This is a genomic window from Burkholderia sp. AW33-5 (genome assembly GCF_053427615.1).
Genome location: NZ_JBSAXA010000003.1, coordinates 42827 through 59965, shown reverse-complemented (window position 1 = coordinate 59965; position 17139 = coordinate 42827). Strand labels below are relative to the sequence as shown.

General features: G+C 58.9%; 16 protein-coding genes and 2 pseudogenes. 10 read left to right on the top strand and 8 right to left on the bottom strand.

Going from position 1 to position 17139, the window contains the following annotated elements; all coding sequences use genetic code 11:
* Positions 1 to 27: 27 nt before the first annotated feature.
* Positions 28 to 459, bottom strand: coding sequence for a MarR family winged helix-turn-helix transcriptional regulator (locus ACV22V_RS06980; protein WP_059690144.1), 432 nt, complete (start codon positions 457 to 459; stop codon positions 28 to 30).
* Entirely contained in the window at positions 456 to 1373 is a 918-nt protein-coding gene (locus ACV22V_RS06975) for an alpha/beta hydrolase family protein (protein WP_448013349.1), read from the bottom strand. Before ACV22V_RS06975 ends, ACV22V_RS06980 begins: the two co-directional genes overlap by 4 nt.
* Before the next feature lie 146 nt (positions 1374 to 1519).
* Here ACV22V_RS06975 and ACV22V_RS06970 point away from each other — a divergent pair.
* Positions 1520 to 1621: pseudogene (locus ACV22V_RS06970) on the top strand (ABC transporter substrate-binding protein); the annotation flags it as partial.
* Between the two features lie 42 nt (positions 1622 to 1663).
* Here the strand turns inward: ACV22V_RS06970 and tssE are convergent.
* The 6 genes from tssE to tssK all read right to left on the bottom strand — a co-directional run bounded on the left by tssE (position 1664) and on the right by tssK (position 9345).
* Positions 1664 to 2098 carry a type VI secretion system baseplate subunit TssE gene (gene tssE / locus ACV22V_RS06965; protein WP_059700474.1) on the bottom strand — a complete coding sequence of 145 codons (435 nt, stop codon included), beginning with the start codon at positions 2096 to 2098 and terminating at the stop codon, positions 1664 to 1666.
* 13 nt (positions 2099 to 2111) lie between these two features.
* Entirely contained in the window at positions 2112 to 4817 is a 2706-nt protein-coding gene (gene tssH / locus ACV22V_RS06960) for a type VI secretion system ATPase TssH (protein WP_448013348.1), read from the bottom strand.
* Between the two features lie 134 nt (positions 4818 to 4951).
* Positions 4952 to 5437 carry an Hcp family type VI secretion system effector gene (locus ACV22V_RS06955; RefSeq protein ID WP_059690140.1) on the bottom strand — a complete coding sequence of 162 codons (486 nt, stop codon included), beginning with the start codon at positions 5435 to 5437 and terminating at the stop codon, positions 4952 to 4954.
* Between the two features lie 94 nt (positions 5438 to 5531).
* Positions 5532 to 7259: an OmpA family protein gene (locus ACV22V_RS06950; RefSeq protein WP_448013347.1), complete on the bottom strand. Its 1728-nt coding sequence runs from the start codon at positions 7257 to 7259 to the stop codon at positions 5532 to 5534.
* Positions 7256 to 7996 (bottom strand): DotU family type IV/VI secretion system protein, encoded by a 741-nt coding sequence (locus tag ACV22V_RS06945; protein ID WP_448013346.1) that lies wholly within the window; start codon positions 7994 to 7996, stop codon positions 7256 to 7258. The genes ACV22V_RS06950 and ACV22V_RS06945 overlap by 4 nt, the downstream gene beginning before the upstream one ends.
* The gene (tssK, locus tag ACV22V_RS06940; RefSeq protein WP_448013345.1) at positions 7993 to 9345 is read right to left on the bottom strand and encodes a type VI secretion system baseplate subunit TssK; all 1353 of its coding nucleotides are present in this window, start codon (positions 9343 to 9345) and stop codon (positions 7993 to 7995) included. The genes ACV22V_RS06945 and tssK overlap by 4 nt, the downstream gene beginning before the upstream one ends.
* A gap of 573 nt (positions 9346 to 9918) precedes the next feature.
* Here tssK and tssB point away from each other — a divergent pair.
* From tssB to ACV22V_RS06895, 9 genes and pseudogenes are all read left to right on the top strand, one after another.
* Entirely contained in the window at positions 9919 to 10431 is a 513-nt protein-coding gene (tssB, locus tag ACV22V_RS06935; RefSeq protein WP_059700463.1) for a type VI secretion system contractile sheath small subunit, read from the top strand.
* A 73-nt stretch (positions 10432 to 10504) separates the two neighbouring features.
* Positions 10505 to 10771: pseudogene (locus ACV22V_RS06930) on the top strand (type VI secretion system contractile sheath large subunit); the annotation flags it as partial.
* A 170-nt stretch (positions 10772 to 10941) separates the two neighbouring features.
* On the top strand, positions 10942 to 12294 hold the full coding sequence (locus tag ACV22V_RS06925) for a glycoside hydrolase family 19 protein (protein ID WP_448013344.1): 1353 nt from the start codon (positions 10942 to 10944) through the stop codon (positions 12292 to 12294).
* Positions 12288 to 13238, top strand: coding sequence for a hypothetical protein (locus ACV22V_RS06920; RefSeq protein WP_448013343.1), 951 nt, complete (start codon positions 12288 to 12290; stop codon positions 13236 to 13238). The genes ACV22V_RS06925 and ACV22V_RS06920 overlap by 7 nt, the downstream gene beginning before the upstream one ends.
* 189 nt (positions 13239 to 13427) lie before the next feature.
* Positions 13428 to 14381 carry a glycoside hydrolase family 19 protein gene (locus tag ACV22V_RS06915; RefSeq protein WP_448013342.1) on the top strand — a complete coding sequence of 318 codons (954 nt, stop codon included), beginning with the start codon at positions 13428 to 13430 and terminating at the stop codon, positions 14379 to 14381.
* A gap of 3 nt (positions 14382 to 14384) precedes the next feature.
* Positions 14385 to 14870, top strand: coding sequence for a hypothetical protein (locus ACV22V_RS06910; RefSeq protein WP_448013341.1), 486 nt, complete (start codon positions 14385 to 14387; stop codon positions 14868 to 14870).
* 541 nt (positions 14871 to 15411) lie between these two features.
* The gene (locus ACV22V_RS06905) at positions 15412 to 16101 is read left to right on the top strand and encodes a hypothetical protein (RefSeq protein ID WP_448013340.1); all 690 of its coding nucleotides are present in this window, start codon (positions 15412 to 15414) and stop codon (positions 16099 to 16101) included.
* Between the two features lie 387 nt (positions 16102 to 16488).
* Positions 16489 to 16884: a hypothetical protein gene (locus tag ACV22V_RS06900; RefSeq protein WP_448013339.1), complete on the top strand. Its 396-nt coding sequence runs from the start codon at positions 16489 to 16491 to the stop codon at positions 16882 to 16884.
* Positions 16881 to 17138 carry a PAAR domain-containing protein gene (locus ACV22V_RS06895; RefSeq protein WP_448013338.1) on the top strand — a complete coding sequence of 86 codons (258 nt, stop codon included), beginning with the start codon at positions 16881 to 16883 and terminating at the stop codon, positions 17136 to 17138. Before ACV22V_RS06900 ends, ACV22V_RS06895 begins: the two co-directional genes overlap by 4 nt.
* The last annotated feature ends 1 nt before the right edge of the window (position 17139 follow it).

Sequence of the window (17139 nt, the reverse complement as noted above, 5' to 3'; positions counted from 1 at the left end):
GCCGATGCAGCGCACCGCCGGCGCCGTTCAGCGATCGGCCGGAAAGCGGTCCTGCAACGCGTGGAGCCAGCGCGCGACGACGTCGAGTTCCTCGTCGGAAAACCCGTCGCACAGCTTGCCGTTCAGCTCGCGCAGCACCACGCGCGCGCGCTTGAGCGCCGCGTGTCCTTCGTCGGTCAGGAACAGGCGCGTTGCCCGCCCGTCGTCCGAATCGGCGTGCCGCGCGAGCAGGCCGGCCTTCGCCATCCGGTCGGCGAGCCCCGTCATCGCGGACGGCGCCAGTTGCAGCGCCGCGCCGACTTCGCCGATCAGCGCGCCGTCCTGCCTCGCGAGGCAGAACAGCACGCCGGCCTGCGCGGCGCTGGCGCGCGCATCGGTCTCGGCCTTGCGGTCGACCCAGCGCTGCACGCGCCGCTGGCCGATGTTCAACAGGAAAAACAGTCGTCGGTCTTCGCTCAAGCTCGGTTCCCGGCTGCAATGGAAAGGGACGGGCGACCCGCGGCGCGCGGCGCGTCGAGCGCCTGCGCGAGCCAGTCGGCGACTGCTGGCCACAGCACGGTGCCTGGCCGGCTGCGGAAGAAGCCCATGTGTCCGACCGGCCCGCTGCCCGCGGCGTCCGGATCGATCTGGCGGCGTTCGACGGCCGCCCGGGTCAGGTAGCTTACCAGCAGGTCGATCGCGGGCGGATTCGCCCACGGATCGTCGTCGAAGCCGAGCGCGAGAATCGGCAACTGCTGCTTCGAGAAGCGCTCGGCTGCGCCGAGCGTCGGATCGTCGAAGAAGTAGCGCGGCAACGTGGTCCAGCGGCTCCACTCGCGGAACACGCCGGCGGGGAGGTCCTCACCGAGCCCCAGCCGCTTGCCGGGCACGTAGCCGAGCAGTGCGGATGCGAGCGGCCCGAGCACGCGCAGGATCAGCCGCACCTTCAGCCGTTCGGCCGCGCGGAAAATCAGCCGCGTGCTGCCCGCGTGCGCGGCGACGAGCACGGCCGCGCGCAGGTGCGCGGTGCCGGCCGACAGCCCGATCGCGTGGCCGCCGACGCTGTGCCCGACCGCCACCAGCGGCAACCCCGCGTACGCATTGCGCGCCCACGCGATCGCGGCGCCGACGTCGAGCTCGACCCAGTCGCGCATGCGGGCCTGCAGCGCGCGCAGCCGCGCGGGCCGTGACGCGCCGATGCCGCGATAGTTGTAGGTCAGCGCCGCGAAGCCGCGTTCGGTCAGGAAGCGCGCGAAGCCCGCGTACAGCCGCTCCGGCACGGCGGTGGCCGGATGGATCAACACCAGCGCGCGCGGCGGCGCGTCCGGCGACCACAGCGTGCCGCTCAGCGTATAGCCGTCGGCGGCGCAAAACTCGACAGGTTCCGACGTCATGGCCGTCCTCGTTCGGGTAGGTATTTCGTATGCGAAATATAGTCCGGGATTTATTTCGTGCACGAAATATCTGTCGAGGAATCATTCGAACGACTTGCCGTGAAGCCCGGCGGACGGTGTGGTTCCCGGCGTGCTGAAGGACCGGCCCGTACACGATTGAGTGGAAGCACTTCCAGGCGGCCACGCCCGTCGGCGAAAGCCTGAACGGCAACGCGATTGACGTCGGCGTCCTCGGCCGCTCCTTGCTGAAAGCAGGCCACACTTCGGTGATGTCGCGATTTGTGGAACGGTCAATATCTGCCGGATTTCGCCTGTTGCATTCGCTCCAACCGCATCCGCCCGGGCGGCTCGAAGTACGTGCCGAACCGAACGAGTCCGGCCTTCTTCAGATGGCACGTCATTTCGAAACTCACGAGCACGCCGGGGTCGTCGTTCTCGAGGATCTCGACGTCGATCGAACGGATGCGTGGCTCGAATTTCAGCAGCGTCGCTTCCATTTGCTCCTTGAGCATGTGCGCGGACGCCGGCAGCGCCTTGTAGATGTTCGTCAGGTCCGGCAGACCGTAGTCAGGCAGATGCTTGAGCGCGCCGGCGCGCGTGTTCAGGATGCGCCGCACGTTTTGCTGCACGCTCAGGCATTCCAGCGTTCGGTCGTCGTACGCATCGAGCGGTTCGCCACCGATCTGCCCGAGCAGCATGTCATAAAGGGATGGGCCTGCCGGCACGGTGTCGCTCCTGTTATGCGATCATCGCCGCGGGCGCCGGATGGCCGACGACAGCGTTGTCGCGATCGACGCAGTCGATCGTCACGTTGCCGTCGGCCGAACTCGCGAGCAAGATCCGGGCCGGTGTGTTGCCGGCAGCCATACGCGCCAGCAACTCACGGGACACGGCGGGCAGAATGCGCTGATTGAGGAATGCATCGACATTGCGCGCGCCGGATTCGCGAGCACGGCACAGCTCGGCCATTGCGCCGATCAGCGAGTCGTCGCACGTGAGCTCGACCTCATGCTGCCTGCGCAAGCGGTCGGCGATCTTGGCGAGCTTCAGACGTACGATCGAAGCGAGTGCGGTCACGTCGAGCGGCCGGTAAACCAGTGTCTGGAAGCGCGCGAGCAGAGCCGGCTGGAAGTGCGACACGAGTTGCGGATGAATGGCCCGGATCAGGTCGGCTTGCGATGTTTCGGCATCGTCGGCAGTCGCCTCGTCGATCTGGACGCTACCGAGGTTGGACGTCATCAGGATCACGCAATTGCGGAAATCGATCTCGCGCCCTTCGCCGTCACGCATCATGCCGCGGTCGAACACCTGATAGAACAGGTCGAGCACGTCGCGATGCGCCTTTTCGACTTCGTCGAGCAGCACGACGCTGTACGGGCGTTGCCGCACGGCCTCGGTCAGGATCCCGCCGCGGCCATAGCCGACGTAGCCGGGCGGAGAGCCCTTCAACTGCGACACCGTGTGCGATTCCTGGTACTCCGACATGTTGATCGTCGTAAGCGCACCTTGTCCACCGAACAGCAGGTCGGCCAGAGCCAGCGCCGTTTCGGTCTTGCCGACGCCCGATGGCCCGGTGAGCAGGAAGACGCCGAGCGGCGCATGCTCGTTCTTGAGTCCCGCTTTCGCGGTACGCAGGCTTTCGGCCAGTGCAGCCAACGCGTCGTCCTGTGCGACCACGCGCGTGGCGAGCTGAGCTTCGAGCGCGAGCAGGCTCCGCAGTTCATCCTCGACCAGATTGCCGACCGGTACGCCGGTCCATTCGGCGACCACGCGCGCGATCGCCTGGGCGTCGACGTCGGCGAAGATCAACGGCGCCTTGCCCTGCACGCTGGCGAGCGCGTGGCGTGCGTGCGCCAGCGACGCGTCGTCGCGCTTGGATGGATCGAGGTCGCGTTGTTCGTGCAGCGCCTGAACGAGCTTGCACTCCTGCTCATAGCGCGCGTGCAAATCAGCCAGCGTTGCCTTCGCGTTTGCGAGCGCTGCGTCAAGCGCGGCTCGGCGTGCGTCCGCACCGTCGATACCGGCTTGCTGATCGGCTTCGAGCATGTCGACTTCCAGTTCCAGCGCGGAGACCGCGGCCCGTGCTCGCTGCAGCTCCGCCGGCGGGGATTCCAGACCCATGCGTACGCGGGCGGCGGCCGTATCGATCAGGTCGACCGCCTTGTCCGGCAACTGCCGCGCGGGAATGTAGCGGCGCGAGAGCTTGACCGCTGCGACGAGCGCCTCATCCCTGATGTGCACATTATGGTATGTCGCGTATCGGCTCTTGAGCCCTCGTAGCATCAGGCACGCTGTGTCGTCGTTGGGCTCATCGACCTTGATCATCTGGAAACGGCGCTCGAGCGCGGCGTCGCGCTCGAAGTATTCCTTGTACTCGGACCACGTAGTGGCCGCGATCGTGCGCAGCTCGCCGCGCGCGAGCGCGGGCTTGAGCAGGTTCGCGGCGTCGGCGCCGCCGGCGGCATTGCCCGCGCCGATCAGCGTGTGCGCTTCGTCGATGAACAGCAGGATCGGCACGGGCGACGCCTGCACTTCGTCGATCACGTTCTTCAGGCGCTGCTCGAATTCGCCCTTCACGCCGGCGCCGGCCTGCAGCAAACCCAGGTCCAGCGTGAGGATGCGTACATTTCGAATCACGTTCGGCACGCTTCCCTCTGCGACGCGCAGCGCGAGGCCTTCGACGAGCGCGGTCTTGCCGACGCCTGGCTCGCCGACGAGGATCGGATTGTTCTTGCGCCGCCGCGCGAGCACGTCGACCATCTGCTGGATCTCGCGATCGCGGCCGAACACCGGATCGATCCGGCCGTTGTGGGCCTTGTCGGTCAGGTCGATCGCGAAGCGGGCGAGTGCGTCGCCCTCGGTCGTCCGTCGGGGCGCTTGCGTTTCGGTAGCCGTGGGCGCGCCTGCACGCGCATCGTTCGACATCGCCGTGACCGGCTCGCCGGCATCGGCTTCGTGTCCGTCGAGCCTGCTTTCGCAGGAGCGGTGCGCGAGACGCGGCAGGAGCCGCTCAATCTGTGCGCTGCTGACCGACAGCAGCGGCCATGCATTCTGAGCGCGCAACACGTGCGGCGCGTCGACGATCGCTTGCAACAGGTTACCTGACCGGATCGACGCATCGTCACCCTCGGGCGATGCGCGAAGCCACGCGTCCTGCAGCATCGTTGCCAGTTGCGGCGAAAGCGCCGGCTTGCCGCGCAGGTTGCGGGGCAGGTGCTCGATCGCGGCGATCAGCGCATTCCAGACGGCATCGATGTCGATCCCGTAGTGTCGCAGGACCGCCGAAATGTCGCCGTCGCCTGCCTCGATCAGCTTCAGCAGCCAGTGTTCGACGGTGATTTCGTCCGAAAGCCGACCCTGGCATAGGCTCGCGGCCGCCTCGAGTGTTTTCGCGCAGTGCGGATTGAGCTGGCGGAGCAAGTGAGTGGTGTCTCGCAGAGTCATGACAGGGCGGTCGGGATTGGGGCGGCGGCAGCCGTTGGGCGCGCCACCCGCGGATATAAAAAGGCCAGCCTGAATCGGTCAGGCCGGCAAAGGAACCGCCAGGGAGCCAGTCGGTTCCGACCATTTGGTCAGGATCAGGAACGCTCGCTCCACGTATCCTTGTGGATGATGTTGCCGTCCTTGTACGACCAGGTGATCGTCTCGTAGCGCAACTCCACGTTCTCGAGGTGGTTGTGCTTCTCGTAGTCCGGGTTCTTGATGTCGTGCATCACCGGATTCACGGCGACGACCTTCACGTTGTCGAGCTTGGTGTTGAAGTACTCCTTTTCCTTGCCCGCGTCATCGATCTTGTACCACTTGATCTCAACCGACTTCAGCGTCTGGCCGCTTGTTACCGCCTTGTACAGGTACGGCGTCGACGCGTCGGTTTCCTTGGTCAGCGTGATCGGTTTGTGTACGCGCGTCCCAGTCAGCTTGCCCGTGTTGCCATCGGTCGGGATGTGCACGCCGTGACCGAATTCGACGAGCTCGACGCTGCCTTCGCGGCCCTGAACCGTCACCGATCCCTTGATGTCGGCGCCACCGTCGTCCTTGAGCCACATATATGCCGGAATTGCCATCTTTCACTCCATTTTTCGTACTACTACCAATACCCGGAGTCAGCCCCCGAGCCTCAGAATCCCGAAGTGGTTTGCTCCGGGGGTAAAACTGTTTCTATTTGCCGACGTCCGGGATCAGCGTGATCTCGACGCGTCGGTTTCGCGCGCGCCCGTCGGGCGTGTCGTTGTCCGCTATCGGCCGCGTCACGCCGTAGCCCTGGATGGCGAACTGCGTGGCCGGAATACCAGACGCGTCAATCAGCCAGTCGCGCACGGCTTGCGCGCGCGCCGTCGAAAGCTTGAGGTTGCTATCCGGATTGCCGACGTTGTCGGTGTAGCCCGCGACGAGAATCCGTTTGTCGGGATGCGCCTTGATCATGTCGAGCGCGCCGACCATCGCGCGCGTGGTGCCCGACTTCAGTCGGGACTTGCCGCTGTCGAACAGCGACATGCTGTCCAGCGTGATGACGGCGGGCGGCGGCGGGGCGGGGGGCGGTTCGTAGGAGGCGATCGCGTCGTTCAGCGCCGGCATCACGTGCATGCCCCGGTACATGCCGAACGACAGGCGCAGCGGAACACCCGTGCGCGCATACAAGTCGAGCCGGTCGCGATCGGCGATGAGGACCTTCAATGCGTCGCGCTTCGCGGCATCGTGCGCGGCCGGGGTCATCGAATACCGATCGAGATCGGTGCTGATACGCGTCAGCAACGCCTCGTTGTTTTTTGCGGCGCCCCAGAAGGCGACAGCGGCCGCACACGCCAGCAACGCGAGCGCATGAGCGATGGCCGCCATGCGTGGCGATATCCAATGCCGGTGAGGCATCGCCTCGATCAACGGTTGCGGCAGCGGCCACGGCAGTGGCGAGGCGCTGGCATCGGCCCGCATCACCCGGGTCTGCATCTCGACATCACGTTCCCAAGGGTTCTCCGTTCCGCTCTCGGGGCCGCAGTCGATCCAGCCGGCGCCGAACAGTGTCGAGGGCGTCGCCGGATGATGACGATCCGTCAGTGCGCCGATCACGACCCGCTGCGTCCATCCGATGATCGATGCGAGGGCCGCGGTGCGAACCGCCGTGGTCTGTTCTCCGGCCGCGTGCTGCATCTCGTTCTCGGCGGCACGGATCACCGGTTCGAAACGGCCCGCGTCCACCAGGCGGGTAGCGGAGGACACCCCGTACCACTGCGGTATCGCGGGACTGGCGGGGCCGGTCGTAAGCCGCTGATAGACCGCAACATACCCGGGCAATCTCACGCCAAGCATGCGCGCCGCATCGGCGAACGCCTGCCGTACGGCACGCAGTTGTTGCGTCAGCATGTCCGTTCCCGTATGCAGGGCGGGCGCGACCGTCAGCACGACGCCGTCCGGCGCGCGTCCATCGCGCCACTGCCTGACCGCCACGGCCAGCCGTGGCAGATCCTGCACGCGGTCGACGCGCAGCCAGATCCCGCCGTCGCCGACGTGCGCATGTCGTGCCTCTCCAGCTCGGTTGAACAGCGCCGACAAGCCGTCGCCCGTCACGAGCACCAACGGCATGCGCGTGCGAAGTTTGACGGGGATATCCACGGTCGCCTCACCGAGCGCCGCTAGTATGTGTGCGCTTTGCTCACGCACGCGGAACAACTGGTGGCTGCGCCACCCGATAAGCGCGACGGCAACGAGCCCGATGATCGCCGTGAGCGTCCAGACCATGCCGCGCTCGAGCGGCAGCACAAGCCAGATCAACGCAAGCGCCGACGCGGTCGCGAACACGGTCATCACTCGGAACGGGTAGCCGAGCCCCTCGTGAGGATGGTCGGGTGCCGGCGCCGATGTCGCGGACAGGACAGGCAGGTCGGATTTCACGGCCGGGCGACCTTTGCGGATACGAGTTGCGCAACCTGCATGTCGAGCCCCGTGGCCCATGCACCCCAGACGATCGTCGCGGCTATGCAAGCGAAACCCGCGATCGCCCACGGGGACAGCCGGTAGAACCAGTCGGACAGGCGCAGGCCGGCGCGATCGGTGATGAACGGCCGGTCCGACGATGGGCGGAGCTTGTTCAACCGGGCATCCAACGAATCGATCAGCGCCGCGCGCTTTGCTTCCCCCTCGAGCGCATCACGGGCGTAGCGGCCGACGAAACCGCACCCGAGGATGGCCGAATAACACTCGAGCAGATCGGTCTGCGGCGGTGTTTCTCGCATGCGCTCCTTGAGCCGGTCGAACACGCGCTCGCCGGCATCGTGCAGGTCGAAGCGCTCGACCTGCAACGGCTTCCCGGCCCATTCGGACCTTACATCGAGCGGCAGATGCCGCAGCGCCACCTCGTCGAGCAAGCCGCATTGCGCGATTAGCGCCTCATTGCGTACGTCGTCCGGATAACCGCGCTGCTGCAGCGCGGTCGAGAATTGGTTGATGAGCTGTCCGCAGTGTTCGCGCAATTCGTCCGCATCGCGCGTCCGGCCGCCCGGCGCAAGCGTCGTGACGAGCAGCGCCGTATTGCTCAGCAGGTCCCGGATACCGCTACCCGGCACGCGGCCTGCGCCAGGCGCTTCCTGCGGGAGGGCCGCTTCACTACGGCCAGAAGTCAGGGCGTTCATGAGCGAAGCACCGCGTAGAGTTCGAGCGAGGCGTCGGGCACGGACGCCGGCAGGTAGATCTGACAGGCGCGCGCGGCGAGCATGCGCGCATGCGCCGGATCATTCGAATCGAGCGCGAAATACTGGTTGTCGAGCCGCACCGGAATCGCGGCCGGTACACGCTGTACGGCCTTGAGCGGAATGCCGAGCAGCGCGGAATTGACGATGTGTTCGACTTCGTCCGGCGCGCCGATCTTGCAGAGCCGCGGGAACTGCTCGACGAGCGTGAAGGCGGGTGTCGGCGCATTGACCGACAGGTACCAGTCGGCAGCGTCTTCGACGATCCGCTCGTCGAGGAACTGCCCGGTCCACGTCGTCGGGCTCTGGCGGGTGAGGCCGATCGGCACGACGCGCGACGGAATGATCGCGTCGAGCAGGTCGCGAATCATCGCTTCGAGCTTCGTGAACACTTTGTCGGCACGCGCGTGGTCGTACGCCGGAATGTCCGTGAGATCAGACGAAGTCGAGAAGGTCATCAGCGCGCTGGCCAGTTGCGCGAGCGTGGCGTACAGGTGCTCCGGCGATCGGCCGGGGTGGGTGGCGAACAACCTCAGTTGCGGCCAGGCGGCATGGATGCAGTGAAGCAGCCAGAAGAGCTGCACATCGGCGACACCGTATTCGGCGACCTGATCGATGCGCTCGCTGCGGCACGCGCCGAGCGCGAGGCTCTTGGCATGCAGGATGTCCGCCAGGCGATTGATGCGCTCAAGGTGCAGTGGATGACTGCCGAGCGTCAGGCACGGCGGCACGAACCGCTGATCGATCTGGAACTGGCCATTTGTTCCTCGCGTAAGCCGTGCGATCGCGCAAACCGTGTCGTCCGCATGCGACTCGAAGTCGAACAGCAGGCGCACAGCGTGGCGCTCGGCCGCGATCTCCGTTTCTCCCGTCCCGTTCAGGTCCGTGACCTTGACGAACTCCCGGTACGAGCGGCGTGGGCGCGCGAGTGTGGCCTCGTCGAAGCGGCAGTTGTTGCCGTTCGCATTCGGCAGTGCGAGCGCGGCGAGCACGACAACGCTCTGCAGATCGGCGGGGACGCCTTGAGTCAGATCGCGCGCGGAAGGCAATGGATCGGCGAGGGTCGTATCGATCGGCGTGCCGTCCGTAAACCGAAGCTTGAGTCGCGTGAGCTTGATGCGGCCAGTGGCCAGCGCTTCCTCGTCGACCTCGACGCCCAGTGTGCCCCACGGTTGCGCGAGCGCAGCCGTCGCGAATTGATGGAGCGCAAATTCGGCCCAACGCTGCTGCTGTTGGAAATGCTGCTGCGTCAGGATGAGCCCCTCGTGGAACAGCGGTTTATCGATCCGCATGAGTATGGTCTGTTTGTTCGTTATCGGGTCAAGGGCGTAAGCCTATACATGATCTTCATCGCGTAGTGAAATAGCCAAGTAGTTTGGTTTACTAATTGGAGTCGTGGCGGTGGGTGAGGCGGAAAAACAGTGAAGGCACATTTGTTTGGATTTTTCTTATTGAGATTACGGAATTATTGCCATTTGGAGATAGTGGTGTGGGCGTTGCCTGACGGGCATAAGTTGCGATGTGAAATACCGAGATAATTGATCGCTGGTGCGATTTCGCTAGGATTTGTCTGAATTGATGTTGATAAACGTTAAATATAAAAAATTAGACACGTAATTTGACGTTTTATTAAGATTTTATTTCGAGGCGAATACGCAACAGGCTTTGACGTGTGCCGTGTTTCCCATGTATAAGTCCCGTTCGATTTCGCCGTACGAACGGAGACCACACGATGAATAATCGATCGGGACACACCCTGCATCAGGTGCTTGGCACACGTGCGCAAGGTAGCGACCACGTCGATATCGTGCCGGATGCGATGTGCGTCTGCGCCGTGCTCGACCATTAACAATTAAGGATTGCAAATGGATAGCTTCCAGAGAGAAATTCCGAAAAGTCGCGTTTCAATTACCTTGGATCTGCATACGGGCGGCGCCCAGAAGAAGATCGAGCTGCCGCTGAAGCTGCTCGTGGCGGGCGACTTCAGCGCGGGCCGCGAGCAGGCGCCGCTGGCCGAGCGCAAGAAGGTCAACATCGACAAGAACAACTTCGATGCGGTCCTGGCGGACTATGCGCCCGATCTCAAGATCGCCGCGGAGAACACCCTGGCCGGCGATGGCTCGGAATTGCCGGTCAATCTGTCGTTCCGCTCGATGAAGGACTTCGAGCCGGAACAGGTTGCGCGCCAGATCCCGGAACTGCAGGCGATGTTGGCGATGCGCAATCTGATGCGCGATTTGAAGAGCAACCTGCTCGACAACGGCACGTTCCGCCGCGAGTTCGAGAAGATCCTGAAGGACAAGCGCCTGTCTGACAAGCTGCGCGGCGAGCTGTCGCAGATCGCGACGGCCGCGACGCAACCGGAAGGCCATGCCTGAACGCGGCCGGCCCAAGCGAGCCTTTACCGCATTCCGCAACCAGATCGCGTTACATACGCAGACAGGACAAGCAATGAAACAGAACGAATCCCGTCAGGGGGCAGCCGAGACCGTTGTGCTCGAGAACGACAGCGTCTACGCCGCGCTGTGCAACAAGATCAACCTGAAGACGGTCGCCGAGGCGCGTCCGCTCGAAGCGTTCCGCGATAACGACACGCTGTCGGAGGCATCGGCCGACGAACGCGTCGCGCGCGGCATGGACGCGCTGCTCAACCTGATCGCGAAGGAAAGCAAGCCGGTCGACCGTCTCGACAAGTCGTTACTCGATTTCCATATCGGTCATGGGTCAACGAGCACGGAGCGCATAAAGAGGACTGGGCGGCATTGGGCCTGCCATCCGAGCCAACAATCCTGCGGATCGCGCCAGGCACGGTGCTGTATCAACGTACCCAGAATAACAAGTTCGTTCCAGGCGCTGATCCGCAGTCGAGAAAGACGGACGCGGTTCAGGTGTATTCGCTCGCCGAACTGGCGCGTGACCCGAAGCGACGAATCCCCGAGCCGCATCCGAATCCTAATCCGGGTTACCCGGTGAACTGGTGGCACGTCGACGGCGTGAATGCACAAGGTCAACCAATCGACGGCTGGGTGTGTGACTTCAATCATGCAAGTGGGCGGGTGACGCGGGAATTCGCGCACAAGTGGATCGACTTCGAGTGTATAGAGGATACCCATGATCCGGCGCATACGATCTTTGCGACAACCCCAAAGTGGGTCGACTGTGAGCGCGGCGCCAATGTTGCCGACATCGCTTCGCGTTCGAATCTCAGCCCGTTGATGCTCAAGGTGTACGACACTCTGTTCACGAGAGGGGATGGCAAGCGGGCGGCTAACGAACTATGCACGCTGGCGCAGGCCGGGCGCGGGGGATATCCGTGGTTGATGCAGGCCGCGTCTCGACTGATCGTCAAGCATGAAAGCGAGTGGGCGAACCCGTCGAAATGGACGCAGCTGATCGCCGAGCTGGAGAAGCACACGGGATCCAAGCCTCAACATGGGGAAGAGCAGAAGCGGATCGAGGCGCTCGCATGGTGGGATAAGGTCAAGGCCGGCACACCGGGTTTCCCTGGGCCGGATGTCTATCACGTCAATCCTATTGGGTTAGTGGGCAATTTCAAGTGTAACTGCAATTGCATTAATGTAGATGTATTTTTGCAAACATATGAAGAGCAACACGTTTCTTTTGAGAGTGGCACTCAGCCACTTGATGCCACGTCAAAGGAAAACTTAAGGGTTCTCATCCAAGGAATTTTCGACTATTACGAGAGGTATAAAAATAAAGAGTGCAATATTCCGTATATTGCCTATATGCTAGGAACAGCCAGACTCGAGACCAAAAAATATCACAAGGACGTAAAAAAGTTTATATATTTTGAACCTACGACCGAGGGCGGAGGAGAAAGCTACTTTAACAAATACGATCCTATTTTGGCTGATACGAAAAAGCGTCGGCAGCGTGCAAAGGATAACGGGAATACAGAGCAAGGAGATGGTTACACTTACCGCGGAAGAGGGTATGTTCAGGTAACGTGGAAAAATAACTATCGGGCGATCGGAGAGCAGATCGGAGTCGATCTCGTTCACGAACCCGATCGGATGCTCGAACCTGAAATCGCTGCGTGGGCGACTGTGTACGGGATGGAAAGGGGCATATTCACTGGCAAGAAACTGTCGGATTATGTCAATGATGATGCACAGGATTACGTCAACGCCAGAAGGATTATTAATGGCCTTGATCAGGCCGACGCAATTGCTTCTTTCGCAATTCGATTCAAGTCGATTCTTGAGGCTGTGAAATGCTGAAATTTATAGTATGCACGTTTATCGCCGTTACTCTGCCACTAGACGCCTGCGCCGAAATTTTGAAGTTCTTTTCTGCGCGCGACGGCCACACATACGAAGCGCGGATAACTTCGAATAAGCACGCCAATTCCGTTTCTTTCTACCAAGATGACAAGCCACTTGGTACATACGATAACCTTATCGTGAATGATTCATCGCTATCATCCAGCTTAGTACCTGTAATTGGATCTGGAATTGCGCTAAAAATAGAATCGGAAGGGTCGCGAAATAAATACGAGATTCTTGCGCCAATAGAGTTTGTTGGCGGAATTTTGTATATTGAATGTTTGTACAAGAATGTCTACGACTCCGTCGAAGAAACACGGTCGGTTGGCGCAATTTGTCAAAGACAAGAGCTGCATCAGTTTGATGTCTCGGCCTCCATTAATACCGTCAACCTAAATATTTATACTGCGAACCACAATTGGCTTAAGAGATTGCCCCCTGGATCCTGCGCAAACGCTGTGGGTGTTGAGGCCGGCTCGTACAGAATTGCTAGATGTAGCCCTGAAGGGGCATCGGAGACAAGCAAGCAAAAAATTGTCGCGCTTGATCAACAGAATGAACTGCTCTTCTCAACCACCGGGTATGAACTGATCCCGTTGAATAGTAGCTCTGATTTCTTTTTGATGGCAAATCTGAAAAATGACGCGGTGTTGTTTAAGGGTGATTTTTCGTGCTATGCGATTGAATCAAATGTGTCCGATACCGCTGTTGGCACTGCTAAAATCGGCGCCAATCTTGGCATTAATTATTCCATTGGGGTGACTGGAAAATGTCTAAACGGAAATTACAGTTATGCCAAAAAAATCAGAAAATTACATTCAAAGGAAATGTGTCCGATGCGATGCGCTACCTATTGGAAATGGGTGCCGACCGAGTCTCCAGTGGAGCCTTCGTGTTGAATCGAATTAGAAATGGAATGCAGGGAGTTTGGGTTGGGGTTCCGCCAAAAGGACCGTTCGTGGTTTACGGAAGGTAATTAATTTTTTCTGGAATTAACGAGGGAAAACACCAAATGAGGGGATGGCAAGCGGGCGGCTAACGAACTATGCACGCTGGCGCAGGCCGGGCGCGGGGGATATCCGTGGTTGATGCAGGCCGCGTCCCGACTGATCGTCAAGCACGAGAGCGAGTGGGCGAACCCGTCGAAATGGACGCAACTGATTGCCGAGCTGGAAAAGAAGACGGGATCCAAGCCTCAACATGGGGAAGAGCAGAAGCGGATCGAGAAGCTCGCATGGTGGAATGACGTGAAGGCCGGGGTGCCGGGTTTTCCGGCGCCGGAGGTTTTTCATATTCACCCAATTGGCTTAGCCGCAAACTTCCACTTTGGAAGTCAGTTGATCACGCTCGCCATGCTGACAGCGGTCGAGCCATCGAATTCGACAAAATACTATCAAAGTATCTTGCCCTATCTAAATAAGTATGCCTTGATTTATCGAGTTAATAAACCGAAAAGAATTGCGCATTTTATTTCGCAGTCGGCACACGAGAGCCATTTGCGGGATTCTGAGGAAGGATTGGACTACAAGCCCACGAACATGCGAAAAACATTCGGGTGCAAGGGCGGCAAAAAGTACTACGACGAAAAATGCGACGATTGCAAACGTGGTCGGCTTCGGGAAAAGCTTTGGAGTCAAGAGGCATATTACTCCCATAACCCAGAACGTCTTGCGAATTACGTATACGCGAACCGGATGGGGAATGGCGATGAAGATAGTGGTGATGGGTACAAATATCGCGGGCGCGGGTTTATACAAGTTACGGGAAAGGATGACTATCAATCGTTTCAGAACAAGCATAACCGACGATTTCCCGTTGACCAGCAGGACTTTGTGAATAATCCCGATCTGGTAGCGTCTCGATTGGAATATGCCGTTGAGTCTGCCTTCGTTTTTTGGGAAAGAAAAAATCTAAATTCGACCTCTGATAACGGAACTGTCGCCGACGTGACGCAGATCGTAAACGGCGGACAAAATGGTTATGAGGATCGGCGTCGCCGCTACAATAAGGTGGCACCCCTCTTGGGCCTTTCGGAGGATTAATTTATGAACGTTTGTCGAGCAATCTCAGTTTCGGTCCTTGCCTTTGTTTCGATGGTGGCCGCACACGCTGAAGGTTTGTGCACCACAAAAGAAGTGGCAATCTTCAACTGTGAACTTAAAAAGACTGTTTCATCGCTTTGTCAATCGACGGAAAATGGAACTCTGACCTATCGAAATGGAATCAATGGAAAAATAAATTTGCAGATTTCAGATGGCGAAGGAATAAAAAGGGGTGTATTTTATTTTTCCAGCGCTCCGTACGCGGGAGGCGGGGAGGCTCATATTCGATTCTCTCGGCTTGGCTACGCATACTATTTGTACGACAGGACCGTTAAAACGGACGAAGGCCCAACGTTTTCCGCAGGCATCGCAATATACAAAGGAGAAAGAAAGATTTATAATTTCATATGCAATAACGACGCATCAATACGTGCAGGTGCGTATCAATCAATTACGAAGGAAGATTATAGATCAATCGGTGTTCATTAAGAGCTAAGCTCGATCATGAAAAATGAGAAATCGGCCAGCATATGTTGGGCCCGACATTGGCAAGGCCTTGAATACCTTCTTCTCGCGTCTCCCGTTGGTTTATAAAGACCCGAGCGCTTGGAGGAATAATCATGCGGCTTACGAATCTGAAATATTGGAAATTTATGGCCCGACAAGAGAGATGGCAAGGGTTGGCGGTGTCAGTGTGGCGCCCGCAAGGTATTCGTCACTCAAGAACGATCTTGCTTGAAGGAGAATTAATTGAATTCGATTCGAACCAACTTCGCGGGATGCTGTAGAACTTCAAATGATTCGTAGATCCCTATTTTTGTTCTTCATAGTACTGTCTGCTTGCGTTCAGGCCCAGGTATATGTGTCGAGTGAAGCAAGTATTTTAGAGTATACCAATCGCGGGCACGACACCTACCGATCGCTTCGCTTTAAGCGGCCAGATGGAACGACGTTTTACCCTTTCGATGAGGGATTGAGATTTTACGAGCCCGGCACGAACAGTCTGTCTCCAGACAAACAATACTCGGTCGTGAATTTTTCTGCCGAAGGAGAGCTCGCTGATTCCAGCGGTGTGTCGGTGCATTCCGAGTATCTATGTGCCTTCGTACGCATGAAGGATGGTTGCGTTGTGCATGTGGCGCAAGATGCGCTCTGTGGTGGAGAGTGGCAATCGCCTCACCAGTGGTCCATTAACATTGAGCCGATCTTCAATAATCCACCTAATGCAGCCGACATCTACGCCGCTTATTCATCGAAACACAAAAATGGATACCAAATTTCACAGCCACCAATACTGGCATATCTGGCGGAAGGTACCACATTTGACAATCTGCTTGCGTGCGATCCACCAAGTGCAGGTAACAGAAGTGTTTATTCCAAATTACTTGTCAAATTACAGAGAGATGGAGACGCCGAAGACGCCGCTAAGCTGAAGAAGATCCTGACTAGCAACCGGAATGGCGCGCCTATCCATGTAGCACCAGTTGAGCCGGGGGCCTGGGTCGGACGTACAGTGATTTCAAAGAAGGCATATCTATATGTAATGCCCGATAAATCAAAAGTTACTAGAGCCTACCTTGTGCAAGATGATTCAGTATTGGTGAATGAATCTGGCTTGTCGAAGGGATTTGTGCCGTCAAGATATCGTCAGAAGGACGGAAATATTATCGAGCGCTGGATTCGTTGTGAAGATGTGAATGCGTGCTCCACAGGTAATTGAATCGTCGAGTCTTAATTTTCTGTGAAATATTTGCTTAAGGTGTACGGTGCTCTGAGGCGTTGTTGCATGCGCGGACGGCGGCAGCTCCAAATCCGGGCCGAAGCTGGCAGGTTCCGATTCTGGCGCAGCAGGGGCTGCGCGCTCGCAAGACACCGAATGGCACACATATAGGCATTCTGCCCGCGGGGGCCAACGTTGGCATCGAGAGGATCGAGACGAAGAACGGAGAGCGGTGGGAGCAATTGACGAATCTTCACGGGGCATCACTGTATCCGCAAGAAGCAGGCGGATATGTGGGTGGGCAAAAAGAGGAGATCGATACCTAAATTTCAATGGGTCAACGCCATGAATAGATTGAGGGGCCTAATTTTGGGGTGCATATTCTCTGTGACTTCGGCCTGCGGATGTGCGTCTTCTACTGATTTCTTTGTTGGTGAGTGGGGCTGGAATAACTCTCCGGACACGATGACTTTTTCAATTGAAATAAAGCAGCAGGGTAAAAATCTTCAAGGGCAGTATTGTGCGGTGGCGCAAAACGGCAGAAAAATGGACTGTGACGATGCAACAAACCCAAATATTGACGGAGTTATCGATGGCACCGCAAAATCGGCAAACGTAATTTTTTCTTCTTTCTTTGGTGCAAAGAATGGAAAGGCAGTTATGAAGATAAGTGATGGACATCTCATTTGGCATATTGTCAGAAACCCGAGTGAAGGGGAATTCTACGCTCCTAAAAATGCCATCTTGGCACCTCATCAATTCACGCGGGAAAACACCCAATGAAAAATCTCGTATATGAAGGTGACGCAACGAGCCACGGCGGCAAGATCCTGACCGGCTCGGATCGCATCAAGGTGAAGGGGCGTCGGGCCGCCCGTGTCGGTGACAAAGTGTCGTGCCCGATTCACGGCGACAATGAAATCGTCGAAGGCAGCGGCAGGATGAAGGATGGCACCACGCCGCTGTCGCGCGATGGCGATCACACGCGGTGTGGGGCGGTCCTCGTGGCTTCTTCCGCCGGGGCGCAGGTTCGGTAAG